The organism is Pseudomonas sp. MF5691 (assembly GCF_016405645.1).
In the GTDB taxonomy this organism is placed as follows: domain Bacteria; phylum Pseudomonadota; class Gammaproteobacteria; order Pseudomonadales; family Pseudomonadaceae; genus Aquipseudomonas; species Aquipseudomonas shahriarae.
The window spans coordinates 43434-61218 of the sequence record NZ_JAEKDC010000020.1 but is presented as its reverse complement, the minus strand read 5'-3'; the positions used below and the strand labels follow the sequence as shown (position 1 = coordinate 61218).

The window sequence follows — 17785 nt, the reverse complement described above, 5'->3', positions numbered from 1 at the left end:
GTGGGAGCTGGCTTGCCTGCGATGCGGGCACCTCGGTCTGTCAGGGATGCCGAGGTGAGGCAATCGCAGGCAAGCCAGCTTCCACATTGACCGCGTTGCTATTTAGTGCCGCTGACCTGCTGGTACAGCGCATCCGCATTGGCATTGGTGACCGGCACCCACGGCAGGATGTAGTTCTTCGCGGTGCCGTCGGCCCATTTCACGTCCTTGGCATAGCGCTCCCAAATCACCGACTTGGGCTTGTAGTCTTCGCCCGCCAGTTGCCGCAGGGCTACGTCCAGTGCGCCCTGGGACTGGGCCTGGGCGTCTTGCAGGAAGGTGGTGACTTCATCTCGTTTCGCTGCCTGAATCGCGTCCGGCATGCCGTCGATGGAGGTGACAGGCACCTCCTTGGAGGTCAGTCCATGGGACTTGAGGGCCTGCACGGCGCCGAGGGCCATGTCGTCGTTTTGCGCGATCACCCCATTGATGCCCTTGGGGTGGGCGTTCAGCCAGTCTTCAGTCAGGGTCAGGGCCTGGGCGCGGTCCCAGTTGGCAGTCTTCTTCTCGATGATCTTGATCCCGGGGTGTTTGCCCAGCACTTCCAGCTCGCCTTTTTCCCGGTCGATCTGCGCCGACTGGCCAATCGGGCCCTGGATGATCACCACATTGCCCTTGCCCTGGAGTTTGTCGACCATGGCCTGGGCCTGCAGGCGACCACCCTCGACATCGTCGTTGCCCACGTACGGCACGCTGGCGTCGGCGACCTTGGTGTTGGAGGCGATCACCACCACATCATTGGACATTGCCTGCTTCACCGTGCCGACACCGGCCTTGGTGTCGATGGGCACGAAGAGGATCGCGTCGTAGCGCTGGGTGACCATGTTTTCGATCTGGTTGTTCTGGGTCAGCGCGTCATAGTTGCCGTCGAAGACAGTCAACTGCACGGTGCCATCCTTGACCGCCGGATGCTCCTTCAGCTCGCGCACCCAGTTCTGCATGAACTGGCCCTTGAGTCCGTATACGGCGGCGCCGATTTTGTAGGTCTTGCCATCGGCGGCCAGGGTGATGCTGCTGGCGAGCAGGGAGAGGGCCGCCACGGCGGCAAACGATGTAGCGAATTTCATAATGAGAACCCCGTTTATTGTTGTGGTCGTTCAGTTCGGTTCAGAGCAAAAGCGACTAGCGTTTTTTCTTGCGCCACACGTCAATCAACACCGCGAGTACGATGATCAAGCCCTTGGCGACCTGCTGGTAATAGGAGGACACGCCAAGCAGGTTCAGGCCGTTGTTGATCACCCCGATCAGCAGGGCGCCGAACAGCGTGCCGACGATGGTGCCGACGCCGCCGGACAGGCTGGTGCCGCCGATCACCACGGCGGCAATCGCATCCAGCTCATAGGACATGCCGGCCTGGGGCAGGGCGGAGGTGGTGCGCGCGGACAGCACCACGCCCGCCAGGCCGGCGAGCAAGCCCGAGACCACGTACACCGAGAACGTCACCTTGCGCACACCGATCCCCGAGGTGCGTGCGCTTTTTTCGTTGCCGCCCACCGCGTACACATAGCGCCCGTAGGTGGTGTAGCGCAGCACCATCCAGAAGATCAGCGCGACCACCGCAAAGATAATGACCGGTATGCCAATCGGCCCGAGCTTGCCGATGCCCAGGGCCAGGTAGGCGTCCGGCAGATCGGTGACCGGGCTGCCGTCGTTGAGGATAAAGGTCATGCCCCGGGCCACACTCAGCATGCCCAGCGTGGCAACAAAAGGCGGGATCGACAGGTTGGCCACCATGAAGCCGTTGACCATCCCCAGCATCGCTCCGGCGAACATCCCGGCACTGACGGCGGCGAGCAGTCCGTAGCCCTGGGTCGCGACCAGGGCGCTGCACAGCCCGGCGAAGGCGAGGATCGAACCTACCGACAGGTCGATGCCCTTGGTCAGGATCACGTAGGTCATGCCCACTGCCAGGATGCCGTTGATCGAGGTCTGGCGCAGGATGTCCATCCAGTTGCGCCAGGTCATGAAGTATTCGCTGGAAAACGCCATGACCACGCACAGCAGGATAAACACCAGTGGCAGGCCAAAGCGGTCGAGGGAAAGGCGCAGACGGCTGCGCGCGGGGGGGGTCAGTGGCGTGGCAAGGGTTTTGGCATTCATGAGGCAAGACTCAACAAGGCTTCCTGGGAAAGAGCGGTGTCGCTGCTGATAGTCACCAGCCGGCCGCCCTTGAAGACCGCGATACGGTCACTCAGGTGCAGCAGTTCCGGGGCTTCGGACGACACCACGATGGCCGCGCCACCGGCGCGCACGAACTGGTCGAGCAAGTGATAGATCTCCTGCTTGGCACCTTCGTCGATGCCCCGGGTCGGTTCATCGCACAGCAGGCACACCGGTTGGGTCGACAGGCATTTGGCGAGCACTACCTTTTGCTGGTTGCCGCCGCTCATGGACGCCACTGGCAGATCGAGGGAGGTGGTCTTGATCTGCAGGCGCTTGACCATGTCCTCGGCCAGTTGGGTTTCCTTGCGCGCATTGATCAACGACCAACTCGACAGTTGCTTGTACGCCGACAGCGCGATGTTCGAGAGGATGCTGGAGCTGAGTACCAGGCCGCTTTCCTTGCGGTCTTCGGTGACCAGGGACATGCCGGCGCGGATGGTCGCCTTGGGCAGGCCGATGGGCATCGGCTTGCCTTGCAGGGTGACGCTGCCAGCGTCCGGGGTGGTCAGGCCATAGATGCAGTTGAGGAACTCGCTGCGCCCCGAGCCCATCAGCCCGTAGATGCCGAGGATTTCGCCCTGGCGCACTTGCAGGCTGATGTCCTGGAACTCGCCGCTGCGGCTCAGACCCTGGACGTCCAGGCAGCAGTCGGCGGCGCTTTCGCGGCCGACCTTGTGGTCGATGCGCGTCAATTCCTGGCCGACGATGCCGCGCACCAGGTGGGCGCGGTCGATATCGGCCATGCGCCCGCTTTCGACGAAGGCGCCATCGCGGAAGATGCTGTAGTCGTCGGCTATCTGCGCAAGCTCGCTGAGGCGATGGGACACATACACGATCCCAGCGCCACGGGCGGTGAGGCGGCGGATGGCCTTGAACAGGGTTTCGGCTTCGCGCTCGCCGATGGCGGACGTGGGCTCGTCCATGATCATCACCTGGCAGTCATGGCTGAACGCCTTGGCGATCTCCACCAGTTGGATCTGCGCCACGCTCAGGCGATGCATGGGGGCGCTGGCGTCGACCTCGAACTCCAGGCTTTCCAGGAGCTCGCGGGTACGCCGGTGCAGTTCCTTGCTGTCGACGATGCAGCCGGCGCGCCGTGGTTCGCGGCCCAGCCAGATGTTTTCGGCGACGCTCATGTAGGGGATCGGTTCCAGCTCCTGGGTGATCATCGCGACCCCCGCCGCCAGCGCTTCGCTGGGACGATTGAAATGTACGGGAGCGCCATTGAGCAGGATGTTGCCGGCATCACGCTGGGTGATGCCCATCAAGATACTGAGGAAGGTGGATTTGCCCGCGCCATTGCCGCCGCACAGGGCGTGCACGCTACCGGCCCGCAGCGAGAGGCGGCCGTCACGCAGGGCAGGGATGCCGGCGTAGGCCTTGGCGACGTGTTCAGCCTGGAGCAGTAATGGCGTGGCCATCGGCGTGTCCTCGTGCTGTGAATTCTTATTAGGTACACAGTCGTGTTGCTGCGTGATCATATGTGTACCAAATGAAATTCTGATCAGTCAATCTCTTTCACTGGAAACTTGTAATCGCCGGCAATTTCTTAATGTTTGGCGTTTTAGAGGGGTTTGACTGGAAGGTCAGTTAAAACGTGCTTGACAGTTGCGAGGGAATATCCGAGAAATGCCTGATCGAAATTTCACTGAGTGATCATATGATCAGTCTTAAGTTTCACCACGGCAGCGGAGCCTAATGCCATGAACACACCTTTTCCGGTGGCTATCGGATGTGACGAAGCGGGTTTTGAGCTCAAGGAGCTGTTGAAGCGCCATATCGAGACGCTGGGGTATCCGGTGACCGACTTTGGTACCCATTCCACGGCGCCGGTGCTGTACCCGGATATTGCGCTGGCGGTGGCCACGGCCATCAACGGCGGGCAGCAGCGCCTGGGAGTGCTGGTGTGTGGCACGGGCATCGGCATGGCCATCTCGGCCAATAAAGTCTTGGGTATTCGCGCGGCTCAGGCCCATGACACCTATTCGGCGGAGCGGGCGCGCAAGAGCAACGATGCGCAGATCCTGTCCATCGGTGCACGGGTGGTGGGGGCGGAGCTGGCCAAGAGCATCGTCACCGCGTTTCTGGCCTCGGAGTTCGAGGCGGCGCGTTCCGGGGCCAAGGTCGAGCGCATCAACGCCATTGAGCGTGATGGGCATCAGTAGTGGACGTAGCGGGGCAAGAGTCGGGAGAATGCGCCTTTGACGCCGAAACGGAAGCCCGTCCCCATGAGTGACAGTACCCTGCGCACCGCCAGCGATATCGATCTGATGACCGAAGTGGCGATGCTCTATTACCTTGAGAACGTCACTCAGGAAGCCATCGCCAAGCGCTTTGACCTGTCCCGGGCCAAAGTCAGCCGGCTGCTCAAGCGTGCGCGCGATGAAGGGATTGTCGAGGTGCGGGTACTGCAGCATCCGGCGATGAACAACGAATTGGAACAGGCGTTGGTGGAGCGCTTCCAGCTGGACCGTGCGTTGATCGCGGTCGATCACAGTGACGCCGACACCCAGCGCTCCGCCGTGGCCAGCCTGGTGGCCAACTACCTGAACAAGACCCTGGGCGACGGCATGATTGTCGCTGTGGGCATGGGGCGCAATGTGGGGGCGGTAGCCGATAACGTGTTTTTGCCGGTGACGCGCAACTGCACATTTGTCTGCGCCATTGGCGGTTCGCTCAAGGCGGGCGAATACATGAACCCCGACCATATCTGCCGACGCCTGGCCCTGCGTTTTGGCGGCGAGAGCGAAAGCCTGTACGCCCCGGCGCTGGTGGCCAACCCGGAACTGCGCAGCGTGTTGATCAGCAACGACACCGTACGCTCCACCCTCGACCGCGCACGGCGCGCCGATATGGCGCTGATCGGCATCGGCGACATGAGCGAGAACAGCAATATGGTGCGCATGGGCTGGTTCTCACCCCAGGAAATCGCCCAGGCGCGCTTGTCCGGCACGGTGGGTGACATGATGGGTTACGACTTTATCGACATTCATGGCCAGCCGGCGGTCAACGCCATCCAGGGGCGGGTGATCGGCTTGACGGTGCAGGAGTTATTCCGCATTCCCGATGTGGTGGCGATTGCCAGTGAAAACACCAAGGCGGCGGCGACCCTGGGGGCGTTGCGCTCGGGGGTGATCAATACGCTGGCGACCACGGTAACCAATGCCCACACCATCCTGGCGCTGGACGACGCTACCCGCAAAACCTGACCTGTCGCCTCTCAAAATATGGGCACTGGCGTGTGGGGGGGGGGCTGGCTTGTGTGGGAGCTGGCTTGCCTGCGATAGCATCGCCTCGATCTAACTGATACACCGAGGTGCCTGCATCGCAGGCAAGCCAGCTCCCACACAAGCCACCACGCAAGACCACGGCACAGGCTTTCGAGGGGCGGCTTTTACAGATCTTGTAATGGTTTTAAATTGTAGGGAATTTGTATTTTTCATGTAGGATTAACGTCCTTTTCTCACTGCAGGATTTGCATGAACACCCTCTCGGAGCCCCCCAGTCGTCTTTCTCCAAGACCGCTACTGCCGACGTTCCCGCTGAAACATCCTCTATTTAGGCTGCTAACCTTTTCCCGGTCATCGGACCGCGTTTTGTTGTGCCCGGCATTCTGAAAATCAATAAAGAGACAGAGACTTCTATATGGAATGGTTAGCGGATCCAACGGCCTGGCTCGGCCTGTTGACCTTGATTGTGTTGGAACTGGTACTGGGTATAGACAACCTGGTGTTTATCGCGATCCTGGCGGACAAGCTGCCACCGGAGCAGCGTGACCGTGCGCGGTTGATCGGCCTGTCCCTGGCGTTGATCATGCGCCTGGGCCTGTTGGCGAGTATTTCCTGGTTGGTGACCTTGACCCAGCCGTTGTTCGAGGTGTTCGACAAGAGCTTCTCCGGACGTGACCTGATCATGCTGTTTGGTGGTGTGTTCCTGTTGTTCAAGGCCACCATGGAGTTGCATGAGCGGCTCGAAGGGCATGTCACCGAGCGCACCGGCAATGCCGCCTACGCGATGTTCTGGCCGATTGTGGCGCAGATCGTGGTGCTGGACGCTGTGTTCTCCCTCGACGCGGTGATTACTGCGGTCGGCATGGTGGACGAGCTGGCGGTGATGATGATCGCGGTAATCGTGTCCATCGGCGTAATGATCGTGGCCAGCAAGCCGCTGACTCGCTTCGTCAATGCGCACCCGACGGTGATCATGCTGTGTCTGGGCTTCTTGATGATGATCGGTTTCGCCCTGACCGCCGAAGGTCTGGGCTTCCACATCCCGAAAGGCTACCTGTACGCGGCCATCGGCTTCTCGATCCTGATCGAGGTGTTCAACCAGATCGCCCGGGCGCGCCGCAAGAAGTCGGCGCAAGGCCTGCGGCCGATCCGTGAGCGCACTGCCCATGCGGTGATGCGTCTGCTGGGCGGTCGCAGCCTGGCGGTGGAAGAAGTGGGTGAGGACGTTACGGACCTGTTGGGCGACTCGCAGGACCATCAAGGCCCGCTGTTCGACCGTCGCGAACGGATCATGATCAGTGGTGTGCTGCAACTGGCCGAGCGGCCGATCCGCACCTTGATGACCCCGCGGGCGAATGTCGACTACATCGACTTGGCCGACGACCCTGAGACGATCCGCCTGAAACTGATGCACTCGTCCTACTCGCGCTTGCCGTTGATCCGTAACGGCGCGGTGGATGAGCCCCTGGGCTTCGTGCATAAGAAGGAGTTGCTCAAGGAGTACCTGGCCGGCAATGAGCCGAACCTGGAACACCTGGCGCGGCGGGCGATCAACCTGCTGGACAGCTTCTCGATCCTCAACGCCCTGGAGCAGATGCGCCAGGAGTCGACGCACATTGCCTTTGTGATCAACGAATTTGGCGATTTCATGGGGGTGTTGAGCATGACCGACATCCTTGAGTCCATCGCCGGTGAGTTGCCCGATGCCAGTGAAGTCGAAGGTCCGGACATCGTCGAAGAGCAGGGCGGTTATCGCGCCAATGGTGCGTTGAACCTGAACCTGATTCGCCAGCGCACCGGGTTCAAGGCTGTGGCCACCGAGGATTACCAGACCCTCGCCGGCCTGGTCATGAGCCTGTTGGATCGCCTGCCAGTGGTCGGTGACAGCCTGGAATACGAAGGCTGGCGCCTGACCGTGGCGGCGGTGGAGGAGCGGCGGGTGACGCAGGTACTGCTGATCCCTGTCGCGCTGGGTTAACGGGGCTTTGCCCGTTTGGTCGGCACACCCCGGGTGTGCCGCTCGAAGGTTCTTTTCAGGGTCTGCTCCTGGGTCTCCCAGGGGCCGAACCCCTTGAGCTTCTCTACCAGCCTGCCGTTTTTCAAGATCAGCAGCGTCGGCGTGCCGGTCACCTCGGGATGCCGTGGGGTCTGGCTGGTGTCCAGTACATAAAGCGCCGCCTGGCGTCGATAGCGACCGGCCACTTTGCTGAACAGTGGCTTGGCCGCGCCGCACGCCGCGCACTGGGGCGATACAAACAGCATAAACACCGTGCGGGGCGTCTGCAGCGCACGTCTATACGCCTGTGCGTCGTCGATCACCGTGTTGATCGGTCCCATGACAGTCTCCTTGTAGGCACTTGGCCAAACCCTAAGTCGGGTGGGCCGGACGGTCTACTGTGAGAATTCACAGGTAACGCACCCAAATGGGATGGACCGCAACGGATTGTGGCGCACGGTAGCAGTGTGTCTGCCGGCGCTGGCGGCGCGGTGATTCGTCGGTGCCTTCTTATCTCTCTGATTTAAAAACACTTGCGCGCTTCAATAGGCTTCTGCTGCTGGCTGTGGCACACTTTCTGCTGTCTATTCCGTTGTTACATACCTGATTCCGGTATAGCGGAATACACAACTTCTGGAGTGCTTGCCATGCATCGCCGACCTTCCGTGTTTAAAGCCTGTGTTTTTCTCTTCGCCGCATCGGCTTGCCTCGCCAGCCAAGTGCAGGCGGACAGCAAGCTCGATGAAGTGCTCAAACGTGGGCATCTGCTCGTCGGTACAGGCAGTACCAATGCGCCGTGGCACTTCCAGGGAGCGGATGGCAAGTTGCAGGGGTTTGATATTGATATCGGGCGCATCGTCGCCAAAGGCCTGTTCAACGACCCGAGCAAGGTCGAGTTTGTGGTGCAGTCGTCCGATGCGCGGATTCCCAACCTGTTGACCAACAAAGTCGACATGAGCTGCCAGTTCATCACCGTCACCGCCAGCCGCGCGCAGCAGGTGGCGTTCACCCTGCCGTACTACCGCGAAGGTGTGGGCCTGTTGTTGCCGGCCAACAGCAAATACCAGCAAATCGAAGACCTGCAGGCAGCGGGGGATGACGTCACTGTGGCGGTGCTGCAAAACGTCTACGCCGAAGAGCTGGTGCACCAGGCGCTGCCCAAGGCCAAGGTGGATCAATACGACAGCGTCGACCTGATGTACCAGGCGGTGAACTCCGGGCGTGCCGACGCGGCGGCCACCGACCAGTCCTCGGTCAAGTACCTGATGGTGCAGAACCCCGGCCGCTACCGCAGCCCGAGCTACGCCTGGAGCCCGCAAACCTATGCGTGCGCGGTCAAGCGTGGCGATCAGGACTGGCTGAACTTCGTCAACACCGCCCTGCATGAGGCGATGACCGGCGTCGAGTTTCCGACCTATGCAGCCTCGTTCAAGCAGTGGTTTGGCGTTGATCTGCCGACCCCGGCGATTGGTTTTCCGGTGGAATTCAAATGATTGTTGAGCGTGGGGCGTCGCAGCGGGCGCCCCAATCAAGGTAGTGCCGACCATGAACTATCAGCTGAATTTTGCCGCAGTCTGGCGCGATTTCGACACCCTGCTGGCGGGCCTCGGCCTGGGCCTGCAACTGGCCTTGCTGTCGATTGCCATCGGCTGCGTGATCGGCCTGTTGATGGCCTTTGCCATGCTGTCCAGGCACCGTGCGCTGCGGATTCTGGCCTCGGTGTATGTGACGGTGGTGCGCAACACGCCGATCCTGGTGCTGATCCTGTTGATCTACTTTGCCTTGCCCAGCCTGGGCATCCGCCTGGACAAGATCCCCTCGTTCATCATCACCCTGTCGTTGTACGCCGGGGCCTACTTGACCGAAGTGTTCCGTGCCGGCCTGTTGAATATTCCCAAGGGCCTGCGCGAAGCCGGCCTGGCGATTGGCCTGGGGGAGTGGCAGATCCGCGCCTACATCACGGTGCCGGTGATGCTGCGCAACGTGCTGCCGGCGCTGTCGAACAACTTTATCTCACTGTTCAAGGACACCTCTCTGGCGGCGGCGATTGCCGTGCCGGAGCTGACCTATTACGCCCGCAAGATCAACGTCGAAAGCTACCGGGTGATTGAAACCTGGCTGGTGACGACCGCGCTCTACGTGGCGGCCTGCTACCTCATCGCCATGCTGCTGCGTTACCTGGAGCAGCGCCTGGCGATTCGTCGATAAGAGGGGTTTTCCATGTATTGGCTGCATGAGTTGTGGATCGCCCGGGCAACCCTGTGGGCAGGGTTCCAGACCAGCGTGTATTGCTCGGTGCTGGCGATTATCTTCGGCACCCTGATCGGCATCGTCGCCGGGTTGGTGCTGACCTACGGCAAGTTCTGGATGCGCGCGCCGTTTCGTCTGTACGTTGACCTGATCCGTGGCACCCCGGTGTTTGTGCTGGTACTGGCCTGCTTCTACATGGCCCCGGCGCTGGGCTGGCAGATTAGTGCGTTCCAGGCCGGTGCTCTGGGCCTCACGCTGTTTTGCGGCTCCCACGTCGCCGAGATTGTGCGCGGTGCGTTGCAAGCCATTCCCCGTGGGCAACTGGAAGCGGGCAAGGCCATCGGCCTGACCTTCTATCAGTCCCTGGGCTATGTATTACTGCCCCAGGCACTGCGGCAGATTTTGCCGACCTGGGTCAATTCCTCCACCGAGATCGTCAAGGCCTCGACCCTGCTGTCGGTGATTGGTGTTGCCGAGTTGCTGTTGAGCACCCAGCAAGTGATCGCCCGGACCTTTATGACCCTGGAGTTCTACCTGTTTGCCGGCTTTCTGTTCTTTGTCATCAACTACGCCATCGAGTTATTCGGGCGCTACATTGAAAAGCGGGTGGCCTTGCCATGAATCAACCATTGCTCAACATCAGCGGCCTGCGCAAGCAATACGGTGCGGTGGAAGTCCTCAAGGGCGTTGACCTGTCGCTGCAGCGCGGCAACGTGGTGACCTTGATCGGCTCCAGCGGCTCGGGCAAGACCACGCTACTGCGCTGCGTCAACCTGCTGGAAGAGTTCCAGGGCGGGCAGATCACCCTCGACGGCGAGTCCATTGGCTATGCCGATGTTGCCGGCAAACGCGTGCGCCACCCGGAAAAACTCATTGCCCAACACCGCGCCATGACTGGCATGGCGTTCCAGCAATTCAACCTGTTCCCCCATCTGACGGCGTTGCAGAACATCACCCTGGGCCTGCTCAAGGTCAAGCATATGGGCAAGGACGAGGCGGTAGCCCTCGCGGAAAAATGGCTGGAGCGCGTCGGCCTGCTGGAACGGCGCAACCACTTCCCCGGTCAGTTGTCCGGCGGCCAGCAACAGCGGGTGGCGATTGCCCGGGCGATTGCAATGAACCCCAGCCTGATGCTGTTCGACGAAGTGACCTCAGCGCTGGACCCGGAGTTGGTCGGCGAGGTGCTCAGTGTGATCAAGGGCCTGGCGCAAGAGGGCATGACCATGTTGCTGGTGACCCACGAAATGCGTTTTGCCTACGAGGTTTCGGACAACATCGTGTTTATGAACCAGGGGCGGATTGAAGAGCAGGGCCCGCCCAAAGCGGTCTTTGAGCGCCCGCAATCGCCACGCCTGGCGGAATTTCTGAAAAATATTCGTTTTTAATCAAGGAGCAACTTTATGAGCATTACTCGTTACGGCGCCGGCAGCACTGCCGGCGGTGGCCAACCCCGCCCATTTGCCCGTGCAGTGGAGGCTGATGGCTGGTTGTACGTGTCGGGCCAGGTGCCGGCGGTGGAGGGCGAGATTATCAACGGCGGGATTGTCGAGCAGACCCACCAGACCATGAAGAACGTGGTGGCGATCCTTGAAGAGGCCGGCTACGGGCTTGAAGACGTGGTCCGGGTCGGCGTATGGCTGGAAGACCCGCGGGATTTCTGGAGTTTCAACAAAGTCTTCGGCGAATACTTCACCCCCGAACACGCCCCGGCGCGGGCCTGTGTGCAGGCGAATATGATGGTCGATTGCAAGGTTGAGATTGATTGCGTGGCCTACAAGAAAAAAGGCTAAATGCCCGATCTCAAGACCACTAAAAATTCAATGTGAGAGTGAATTCGGGTGGGAGCGGGCTTGCTCGCGAAAGCGGTGTATCAGTGCCAGATTTGTTGGCTGACACACCGTTTTCGCGAGCAAGCCCGCTCCCACACAAAGCGACTCTTACATGGACCTCTTACGCTGATGAAGACCGCCATGACCGAAGACACCATCAAGCGCCGCGCAAAAGGCCTGGACCGAGCGTTCGATATCCTCGATTTTCTCAAGGAAGTCGGCCAGCCCCTGCGCCCCAATGATATTGCCAGTGGCATCGGCAGCCCCAAGTCCACGGTCTATGAACTGGTCGCCTCCCTGCTGGAGCGGCGGATTCTCGAAACCGTGGGCAAGGACGGTCACGTGTACCTGGGCCGTCAGCTGTACTTCCTCGGCCAGGCCCACTTGCGCCATTTCGACCTGACCCGCGAGGCCGATCACGCCTTGCAGGAGATCGTTAGCCAAACCCACGAGACGGCGCAGATGTGCCTGCTCAACGGGCGCAAGTACACGGTGGCGCTGATGCGCGAGGGCGAGCGGCACTTCCGGATTTCTTCGGATATCGGTGAAAACGCGCCCATCCCCTGGACTGCGTCCGGGCGCCTGTTGCTGGGGCATTTGAGCGACCAGCAGATCATCGACCTGATCGACCACGACGACTTTATCCTGCCGGACGGCCAGCGCTTACCCCTGGACACCTTCCTCGGGCAGATCCGCCAGGCCAGCGTCGATGGCTTTTTTTCCTTCGACAGTGTTGCCGACACCTTTACCCACTGCTTTGCCGCCCCGGTGCGTGACGCCCAGGGCGTCGCCATTGCGACCCTGTGCATCGTCGCCCCACGGGCCGACGCCAAGAACAATTACGACGACTACCGCCGGGTGCTGATCGAAAGCGCCAATAACCTGGCCCGTCGCATCAATGAATAGCGAAACGGAGTAACCCCATGTCTGCCTTCAATGCCGTTGAAAAAGGCGCCGCCGCCAGCGGTGCCCACCTGGTACGCGACGTCAGCCTGCCCGCCCTGGTGCTGCACCGCGCGGCCCTGGAACACAACATCCGCTGGATGCAGGACTTTGTCAGCAACAGCGGCGCGCAACTGGCGCCCCATGGCAAGACCAGCATGATGCCGGCGCTGTTTCAGCGTCAGTTGGCACAAGGCGCCTGGGGCATCACCCTGGCTACCGCAGTGCAGACCCGCGCGGCCTATGCCGGTGGCGTGCGCCGGGTATTGATGGCCAACCAACTGGTAGGCGGGCCGAACATGGCGCTGATCGCCGAGCTGCTGGCTGACCCCGAGTTTGACTTCCATTGCCTGGTCGATCACCCGGACAACGTCGCTGACCTGGGCGCATTCTTCGCCGCCCGTGGCCTGCGCCTGAACGTGATGATCGAATACGGCGTGGTCGGCGGCCGCTGCGGTTGCCGCAGCGAGCAAGAGGTGCTGGACCTGGCGCGGGCAATCAAGGCCCAGCCGGCCCTGGCCCTTACCGGGATCGAAGGTTATGAAGGGGTGATCCACGGCGAGCATGCCATCAGCGGTATCCGCGAGTTTGCCGCGTCCCTGGTGCGCCTGGCGGTGGATATGCAGAACAGCGGGGCCTTTGACTTGGGCAAGCCGATCATCACCGCGTCGGGTTCGGCCTGGTATGACCTGATCGCCGAGTCTTTCGCCGCGCAAAACGCCGAAGGGCGCTTCCTCAGCGTGCTGCGCCCCGGCAGCTATGTGGCCCACGACCACGGCATCTACAAGGAGGCGCAATGCTGCGTGCTGGACCGGCGCAGCGACCTCACGGAGGGCCTGCGCCCGGCCCTGGAAGTCTGGGCCCATGTGCAGTCGTTGCCGCAGCCGGGGTTTGCAGTGATCGCCCTGGGCAAGCGCGACGTGGCATACGACGCCGGCCTGCCGGTGCCCCTCAAGCGCTACAAGGCTGGCGTGCTGCCGGCGGTGGGCGATGACGTGAGTGCCTGCAAGGTCACGGCGGTGATGGACCAGCACGCCTTCATGAGCGTGGCGGCGGGGGTTGAACTGCGTATTGGCGACATCATCTCGTTTGGCACCTCGCACCCGTGCCTGACCTTTGATAAGTGGCAGGTGGGGTGTTTGGTGGATGAGCAGTTGCAGGTGATCGAGACATTGCACACCTGTTTCTAGAGCGCGTCGCGGCCATCCCAGGCAAGCCAGCTCCCACATTGGGATTTGTGAACACATTCAAATGTGGGAGCTGGCGGGCCTGGGATGAGGCCCCAAAACCCAGCCGAGAATCCAAATATGACCCCACACCCGCGCATCGCCCTGATCGGCGAATGCATGATCGAACTGCAACACCGCGCCGACGGCAGCCTGCAACAGAGCTTCGGTGGCGACACCCTGAACACCGCCGTCTACCTGCGCCGTGAACTGGGGGCCAGCAGCACGGTGGATTACGTCACCGCCCTGGGCGATGACAGTTTCAGCGATGCCATGTGTCAGCAATGGGTCGTCGAAGGCCTTGGCCTGGACCAGGTCCAGCGCTTGCCGGGGCGTCTGCCGGGTCTGTATTGCATCCAGACCGATGCCCACGGCGAGCGCAAATTCCTCTATTGGCGCAACGAAGCGGCGGTGCGCGATTGCTTCACCACGCCAGGGGCCGAGCCGGTCCTGGCGGCCTTGCCGAGTTATGACGTGCTGTATTTCAGCGGTATCACCCTGGCTGTATTGGGCGAAGTGGGGCGCGTGCGCCTGTTGGCCGCGTTGCTGGAAGCCCGCCAGCGTGGCGCCCGGGTGGTGTTCGACAACAACTACCGGCCGCGTCTGTGGGCCAGTGTCGAAGCCGCTCGTGAGGCCTATCAGCAGGTGTTGGCGCAGGTGGATATGGCCTTGCTCACCGAAGACGACGAGCGTGCCCTGTTTGGCTATGCCGACAGTGAGCAGGTGTTCGCCGCTTATCCAGGGATCGAGGAAGTGGTGCTCAAGCGCGGCGCGGATGACTGCCTGATTCGCCAGGGCGGGGAGCGTTTTGCGGTGCCGGCGCAGGTGGTCGAAAAGGTGGTGGACACCACGGCGGCGGGGGATTCGTTCAGCGCAGCGTATCTGGCCAGCCGGCTCAGGGGTGGTTCACCGCAAGAGGCGGCCTTGGCGGGGCATCGGTTGGCCAGCCGGGTGATCCAGATTCCGGGTGCGCTGATTCCCAGGGACTGATCGTTCCCACGCTCCGCGTGGGAATGCAGCTACGGACGCTCCGCGTCCCAGAAGCGGACGCAGAGCATCCAGTGAGGCGTTCCCACGCGGAGCGTGGGAACGATCAGGGTGCTCTAGTCGCGGTAGAACACCTGCACCAGGTGATACCCAAACTTGCTCTTGATCGGCCCATGCACCACCCGCAGCGGTTTCTTGAAAATCACCGCATCAATCACCCCGACCATCTGCCCCGGCCGCACTTCACCCAGATCGCCGCCGCGCTTGCCGGACGGGCAGGTGGAGAACTTCTTGGCCAGCACATCAAAGGCTTCGCCCTTGGCAATACGCTGCTTGAGTTGTTCGGCTTCTTCGCTGGTCTTGACCAGGATATGGCGGGCTTGGGCTTTCATCTGGCAGTTACCTTGCAACGGTCGGGCTTAAAGGCGCGGGATTATGCATCAACTTGGCCTTTGACGCCGATCATGCTGCGGATTTTCGTGGCCAACTGGTCAATGGAAAACGGCTTGGCCACCATGTCCATGCCGTCCTCCAGAAAACCCTGGCGCTCGGCGGCGGTCTCGGCGTATCCGGTCATGAACAGCACCTTGAGTGTCGGGCGGTGCTGGCGAGCGATTTCCGCCAGTTGTCGGCCGTTCATGCCGGGCAGGCCGACATCGGTCACCAACAAGTCCACCCGCAGGTCAGACTCCAGCAGTGGCAGGGCTGCGCGTGCGTCGGCCGCCTGGTGGGCGGTGTAGCCCAATTCATCCAGCAGGTTGACCACCAGCATGCGCACCGCCGCATCGTCCTCGACCACCACCACGGCTTCGCCGTCCAGCGCCAGGGGGGCTTCCACGGGGACCTGCGGCGGGACTTTTTCCAGGGCGGTGCCATGCAGGCGCGGCAGGTACAGGCGCACGCAGGTGCCCCGGCCCGGTTCACTGTGGATCGTGACGTGGCCGCCCGATTGCTGGGCAAAACCATAGATCATCGACAATCCCAGGCCGGTGCCCTGGCCGATGGGCTTGGTGGTAAAGAAGGGGTCGAAGGCCTTGGCCAGGATTTTCGGGGTCATGCCGGCGCCGTTGTCGCACACGCCGAGCATCACGTAGTCGCCGGCCTTGACCGGCTCCAGGGTGGTGATGTCGGTGCCGTCGAGGTAGCTGTTGGCGGTCTCGATGCTCAGTAGCCCGCCATCAGGCATGGCATCGCGGGCGTTGATCACCAGGTTGAGCAGGGCGTTTTCCAGTTGGCTGGCGTCGGTGTTTACCGGCCAGATATCGCTGCCCAGTTGCACCTTGAGTTCGATATGAGCGCCTTTGGTACGGCGGAACAGGTCTTCCAGGGACGCGACCAACTGGTTCGGGTCCAGGGGCCGGCGGTCCAGGGACTGACGCCGGGAGAAGGCCAGCAGGCGATGGGTCAGGGCGGCGGCGCGGTGGGCCGAGGACACCGCAGCGTCGGTGAAACGGCCGATCTCATCGCTACGGCCGGCGGCGATGTAGCGCTGCATCAGGTCCAGGCTGCCGATGATCCCGGTGAGCATATTGTTGAAGTCATGGGCTATCCCACCGGTAAGCTGGCCGACCGCTTCCATTTTTTGCGCATGGCGCAGCGCGTCTTCGGCACGCTCGCGCTCGAACATTTCGTTTTGCAGGCGCTGGTTGGCTTCGGCCAAGGCCTGGGTACGCTGGGCCACGCGTTCTTCGAGGTTGTCGTTGAGGTGGCGCAGGGCTTCCTCGGTGAGTTTGCGCTCGGTCTCATCAATCACAAAGATGTAGAAACCATTGACCGAGCCATCGGCGCTGAAGCGCGGCAGGTACTTCATCAGCGCATGCCGGGGCCGGCCATCGCGATGGGGGGTGACGGTAATGAAGCTGCAGGCCTTGCCCTTGAGGGCGGCGGCGATCTTATCGGCGCGCCCGGCGTAGATCTCGGCGCCGATCACTTCGCGGATGGTCTTGCCATACAGCTCTTGCGGGGTCAGGCCATACCAATCGAGGTAGGCGCTGTTGTTCAGGCGAAAGCGCTCTTCGTGATCGACATAACCGATCAGCACCGGCATCGCGTTGATGATCAACTGCAGCTCGGTCTGGCTCTGGCGCAGGGCTTGCTCGGTGTGCTTGCGTTCGGTCAGGTCCAGGGCCGCCCCGAGAAAGCGCGCCGGCCGGCCGTGGTGATCCTTGTAGCAGCGGCCACGGGCAAACACCCAGCGCACCTGGCCGTCGGCCTGGAGCAGGCGATATTCCTCGGCGTACTCGGAGCCATGGCTGATGCAATGCTTGATGCTGCGGGCCACCATGGCACGGTCTTCCGGGTGCACGCCTTGCAGGTAATCACTGATGGGCAACTGCCGGGCTTTAGCCGGATCAACCCCATGCAGCTGGGCAAAATGGCTGTCGGCGATAAAGCGGTCTTCGCTGATATCCCAGTCCCAGGTGCCCACTGCATCGGTGGCGGCCAGGGCCAGTTGCAAGCGTTGCTCGGTATCGTGCTGGGCCTTGAGGCTGGCCTCGGAGCGTTGTTGCAGCTCCTGGGCGAGTTGCCGGCGCTCGTTGGTTTCAATCGCCGTCACCAGGACCCCGGCGACCCGGCCGCGTTCGTCGCGGATCGGGCTGTAGGTCAGGTCCAGCCAGATTTCCGTATCACGGTGATTGCGCTGCAGGATAAAACGCTGCTCGCTGAACGTACGCACCTGGCCGGCCAGTACGGCGCTGTAGATCGGGGCGGTGAAGTGTTGCATCTCCGGCCAGACCCGGTGGGTCGGCTGGCCGAAGGCCTGGGGGTGCTTGTTGCCGGCCAGCAGGGCGAAGCCATCGTTGTAGATCTGCGTGAGTTCGTCGCCCCACAGCAACAGCATCGGCATCGGTGAGTGGATGACGATATCGACTGCCGTGCGCAGGCTTTGTGGCCAATGGCTGGCATCACCGAGGGGGCTTGTGGCCCAGTCCAGCCGTGCGATCAGGGCCGCGGCCTGGCTGCCGGTGGGTGATCCGTTCATGTGTAAGTGTCCCGCGCGTAACGCTTGAAGAATGACAGAGGCCGATTATCCCGTGCTGCGGAAACGGCTGCCTACCCCTCGAAAAATAGCATGCTTGAGGGGTTTATCTTCAAATGAGTGTGTGGGCGCTGAAACCTTTC

General features: G+C 61.7%; 17 protein-coding genes. 11 read left to right on the top strand and 6 right to left on the bottom strand.

What is annotated here, in order from left to right; genetic code table 11:
* Nucleotides 1-98 precede the first annotated feature (98 nt).
* The 3 genes from JFT44_RS22900 to JFT44_RS22890 are packed head-to-tail and all read right to left on the bottom strand — an operon-like array spanning nt 99 to nt 3623.
* Nucleotides 99-1106, bottom strand: a complete 1008-nt coding sequence (locus JFT44_RS22900) for a substrate-binding domain-containing protein (protein WP_057959241.1) — start codon at nt 1104-1106, stop codon at nt 99-101.
* 55 nt (nt 1107-1161) lie between these two features.
* Nucleotides 1162-2139, bottom strand: a complete 978-nt coding sequence (locus JFT44_RS22895; RefSeq protein WP_057959242.1) for an ABC transporter permease — start codon at nt 2137-2139, stop codon at nt 1162-1164.
* Nucleotides 2136-3623, bottom strand: coding sequence for a sugar ABC transporter ATP-binding protein (locus tag JFT44_RS22890; protein ID WP_057444030.1), 1488 nt, complete (start codon nt 3621-3623; stop codon nt 2136-2138). The genes JFT44_RS22895 and JFT44_RS22890 overlap by 4 nt, the downstream gene beginning before the upstream one ends.
* Nucleotides 3624-3905: 282 nt before the next feature.
* Between JFT44_RS22890 and rpiB the strand changes: the two genes are divergently transcribed.
* The 3 genes from rpiB (at nt 3906) to JFT44_RS22875 (ending at nt 7410) form a co-directional block, all read left to right on the top strand.
* Complete coding sequence (rpiB, locus tag JFT44_RS22885) at nt 3906-4367, top strand: ribose 5-phosphate isomerase B (protein WP_057959243.1); 462 nt, start codon at nt 3906-3908, stop codon at nt 4365-4367.
* A gap of 63 nt (nt 4368-4430) precedes the next feature.
* Nucleotides 4431-5411: a sugar-binding transcriptional regulator gene (locus tag JFT44_RS22880; RefSeq protein ID WP_029293725.1), complete on the top strand. Its 981-nt coding sequence runs from the start codon at nt 4431-4433 to the stop codon at nt 5409-5411.
* A gap of 436 nt (nt 5412-5847) precedes the next feature.
* On the top strand, nt 5848-7410 hold the full coding sequence (locus JFT44_RS22875) for a TerC family protein (RefSeq protein WP_057959244.1): 1563 nt from the start codon (nt 5848-5850) through the stop codon (nt 7408-7410).
* Here the strand turns inward: JFT44_RS22875 and JFT44_RS22870 are convergent.
* Nucleotides 7407-7769: a co-chaperone YbbN gene (locus tag JFT44_RS22870; protein ID WP_057959245.1), complete on the bottom strand. Its 363-nt coding sequence runs from the start codon at nt 7767-7769 to the stop codon at nt 7407-7409. The two genes, JFT44_RS22875 and JFT44_RS22870, sit on opposite strands and share 4 nt — an antisense overlap.
* 306 nt (nt 7770-8075) lie before the next feature.
* Here JFT44_RS22870 and JFT44_RS22865 point away from each other — a divergent pair, with 306 nt between their 5' ends.
* The 8 genes from JFT44_RS22865 to JFT44_RS22830 all read left to right on the top strand — a co-directional run bounded on the left by JFT44_RS22865 (nt 8076) and on the right by JFT44_RS22830 (nt 14665).
* Complete coding sequence (locus JFT44_RS22865) at nt 8076-8921, top strand: transporter substrate-binding domain-containing protein (protein WP_057440842.1); 846 nt, start codon at nt 8076-8078, stop codon at nt 8919-8921.
* A 52-nt stretch (nt 8922-8973) separates the two neighbouring features.
* Nucleotides 8974-9636: an amino acid ABC transporter permease gene (locus tag JFT44_RS22860; RefSeq protein ID WP_057440843.1), complete on the top strand. Its 663-nt coding sequence runs from the start codon at nt 8974-8976 to the stop codon at nt 9634-9636.
* 12 nt (nt 9637-9648) lie between these two features.
* Complete coding sequence (locus JFT44_RS22855; protein ID WP_057440845.1) at nt 9649-10299, top strand: amino acid ABC transporter permease; 651 nt, start codon at nt 9649-9651, stop codon at nt 10297-10299.
* The gene (locus tag JFT44_RS22850) at nt 10296-11063 is read left to right on the top strand and encodes an amino acid ABC transporter ATP-binding protein (protein WP_057440847.1); all 768 of its coding nucleotides are present in this window, start codon (nt 10296-10298) and stop codon (nt 11061-11063) included. Before JFT44_RS22855 ends, JFT44_RS22850 begins: the two co-directional genes overlap by 4 nt.
* A gap of 15 nt (nt 11064-11078) precedes the next feature.
* On the top strand, nt 11079-11468 hold the full coding sequence (locus JFT44_RS22845; protein ID WP_032857221.1) for a RidA family protein: 390 nt from the start codon (nt 11079-11081) through the stop codon (nt 11466-11468).
* A gap of 180 nt (nt 11469-11648) precedes the next feature.
* Nucleotides 11649-12413, top strand: coding sequence for an IclR family transcriptional regulator (locus JFT44_RS22840; RefSeq protein WP_057440989.1), 765 nt, complete (start codon nt 11649-11651; stop codon nt 12411-12413).
* 17 nt (nt 12414-12430) lie between these two features.
* On the top strand, nt 12431-13639 hold the full coding sequence (locus JFT44_RS22835) for an amino acid deaminase (protein ID WP_198831212.1): 1209 nt from the start codon (nt 12431-12433) through the stop codon (nt 13637-13639).
* Between the two features lie 117 nt (nt 13640-13756).
* Entirely contained in the window at nt 13757-14665 is a 909-nt protein-coding gene (locus JFT44_RS22830; protein ID WP_198831211.1) for a sugar kinase, read from the top strand.
* 113 nt (nt 14666-14778) lie between these two features.
* Here the strand turns inward: JFT44_RS22830 and JFT44_RS22825 are convergent, their stop codons facing one another.
* Together JFT44_RS22825 and JFT44_RS22820 are read right to left on the bottom strand one after the other, a co-directional pair.
* The gene (locus tag JFT44_RS22825) at nt 14779-15054 is read right to left on the bottom strand and encodes a peptidylprolyl isomerase (RefSeq protein ID WP_029293742.1); all 276 of its coding nucleotides are present in this window, start codon (nt 15052-15054) and stop codon (nt 14779-14781) included.
* Between the two features lie 41 nt (nt 15055-15095).
* Nucleotides 15096-17645 carry a PAS domain-containing protein gene (locus JFT44_RS22820; RefSeq protein ID WP_198831210.1) on the bottom strand — a complete coding sequence of 850 codons (2550 nt, stop codon included), beginning with the start codon at nt 17643-17645 and terminating at the stop codon, nt 15096-15098.
* Between the last annotated feature and the right edge of the window lie 140 nt (nt 17646-17785).

What these genes read in the sequence shown, in the direction of transcription:
- JFT44_RS22900 (WP_057959241.1), bottom strand. Translation starts at nt 1,106, where the DNA reads ATGAAATTCGCTACATCGTTTGCCGCCGTGGCGGCCCTCTCCCTGCTC.
- JFT44_RS22895 (WP_057959242.1), bottom strand. Translation starts at nt 2,139, where the DNA reads ATGAATGCCAAAACCCTTGCCACGCCACTGACCCCCCCCGCGCGCAGC.
- JFT44_RS22890 (WP_057444030.1), bottom strand. Translation starts at nt 3,623, where the DNA reads ATGGCCACGCCATTACTGCTCCAGGCTGAACACGTCGCCAAGGCCTAC.
- rpiB (WP_057959243.1), top strand. Translation starts at nt 3,906, where the DNA reads ATGAACACACCTTTTCCGGTGGCTATCGGATGTGACGAAGCGGGTTTT.
- JFT44_RS22880 (WP_029293725.1), top strand. Translation starts at nt 4,431, where the DNA reads ATGAGTGACAGTACCCTGCGCACCGCCAGCGATATCGATCTGATGACC.
- JFT44_RS22875 (WP_057959244.1), top strand. Translation starts at nt 5,848, where the DNA reads ATGGAATGGTTAGCGGATCCAACGGCCTGGCTCGGCCTGTTGACCTTG.
- JFT44_RS22870 (WP_057959245.1), bottom strand. Translation starts at nt 7,769, where the DNA reads ATGGGACCGATCAACACGGTGATCGACGACGCACAGGCGTATAGACGT.
- JFT44_RS22865 (WP_057440842.1), top strand. Translation starts at nt 8,076, where the DNA reads ATGCATCGCCGACCTTCCGTGTTTAAAGCCTGTGTTTTTCTCTTCGCC.
- JFT44_RS22860 (WP_057440843.1), top strand. Translation starts at nt 8,974, where the DNA reads ATGAACTATCAGCTGAATTTTGCCGCAGTCTGGCGCGATTTCGACACC.
- JFT44_RS22855 (WP_057440845.1), top strand. Translation starts at nt 9,649, where the DNA reads ATGTATTGGCTGCATGAGTTGTGGATCGCCCGGGCAACCCTGTGGGCA.
- JFT44_RS22850 (WP_057440847.1), top strand. Translation starts at nt 10,296, where the DNA reads ATGAATCAACCATTGCTCAACATCAGCGGCCTGCGCAAGCAATACGGT.
- JFT44_RS22845 (WP_032857221.1), top strand. Translation starts at nt 11,079, where the DNA reads ATGAGCATTACTCGTTACGGCGCCGGCAGCACTGCCGGCGGTGGCCAA.
- JFT44_RS22840 (WP_057440989.1), top strand. Translation starts at nt 11,649, where the DNA reads ATGACCGAAGACACCATCAAGCGCCGCGCAAAAGGCCTGGACCGAGCG.
- JFT44_RS22835 (WP_198831212.1), top strand. Translation starts at nt 12,431, where the DNA reads ATGTCTGCCTTCAATGCCGTTGAAAAAGGCGCCGCCGCCAGCGGTGCC.
- JFT44_RS22830 (WP_198831211.1), top strand. Translation starts at nt 13,757, where the DNA reads ATGACCCCACACCCGCGCATCGCCCTGATCGGCGAATGCATGATCGAA.
- JFT44_RS22825 (WP_029293742.1), bottom strand. Translation starts at nt 15,054, where the DNA reads ATGAAAGCCCAAGCCCGCCATATCCTGGTCAAGACCAGCGAAGAAGCC.
- JFT44_RS22820 (WP_198831210.1), bottom strand. Translation starts at nt 17,645, where the DNA reads ATGAACGGATCACCCACCGGCAGCCAGGCCGCGGCCCTGATCGCACGG.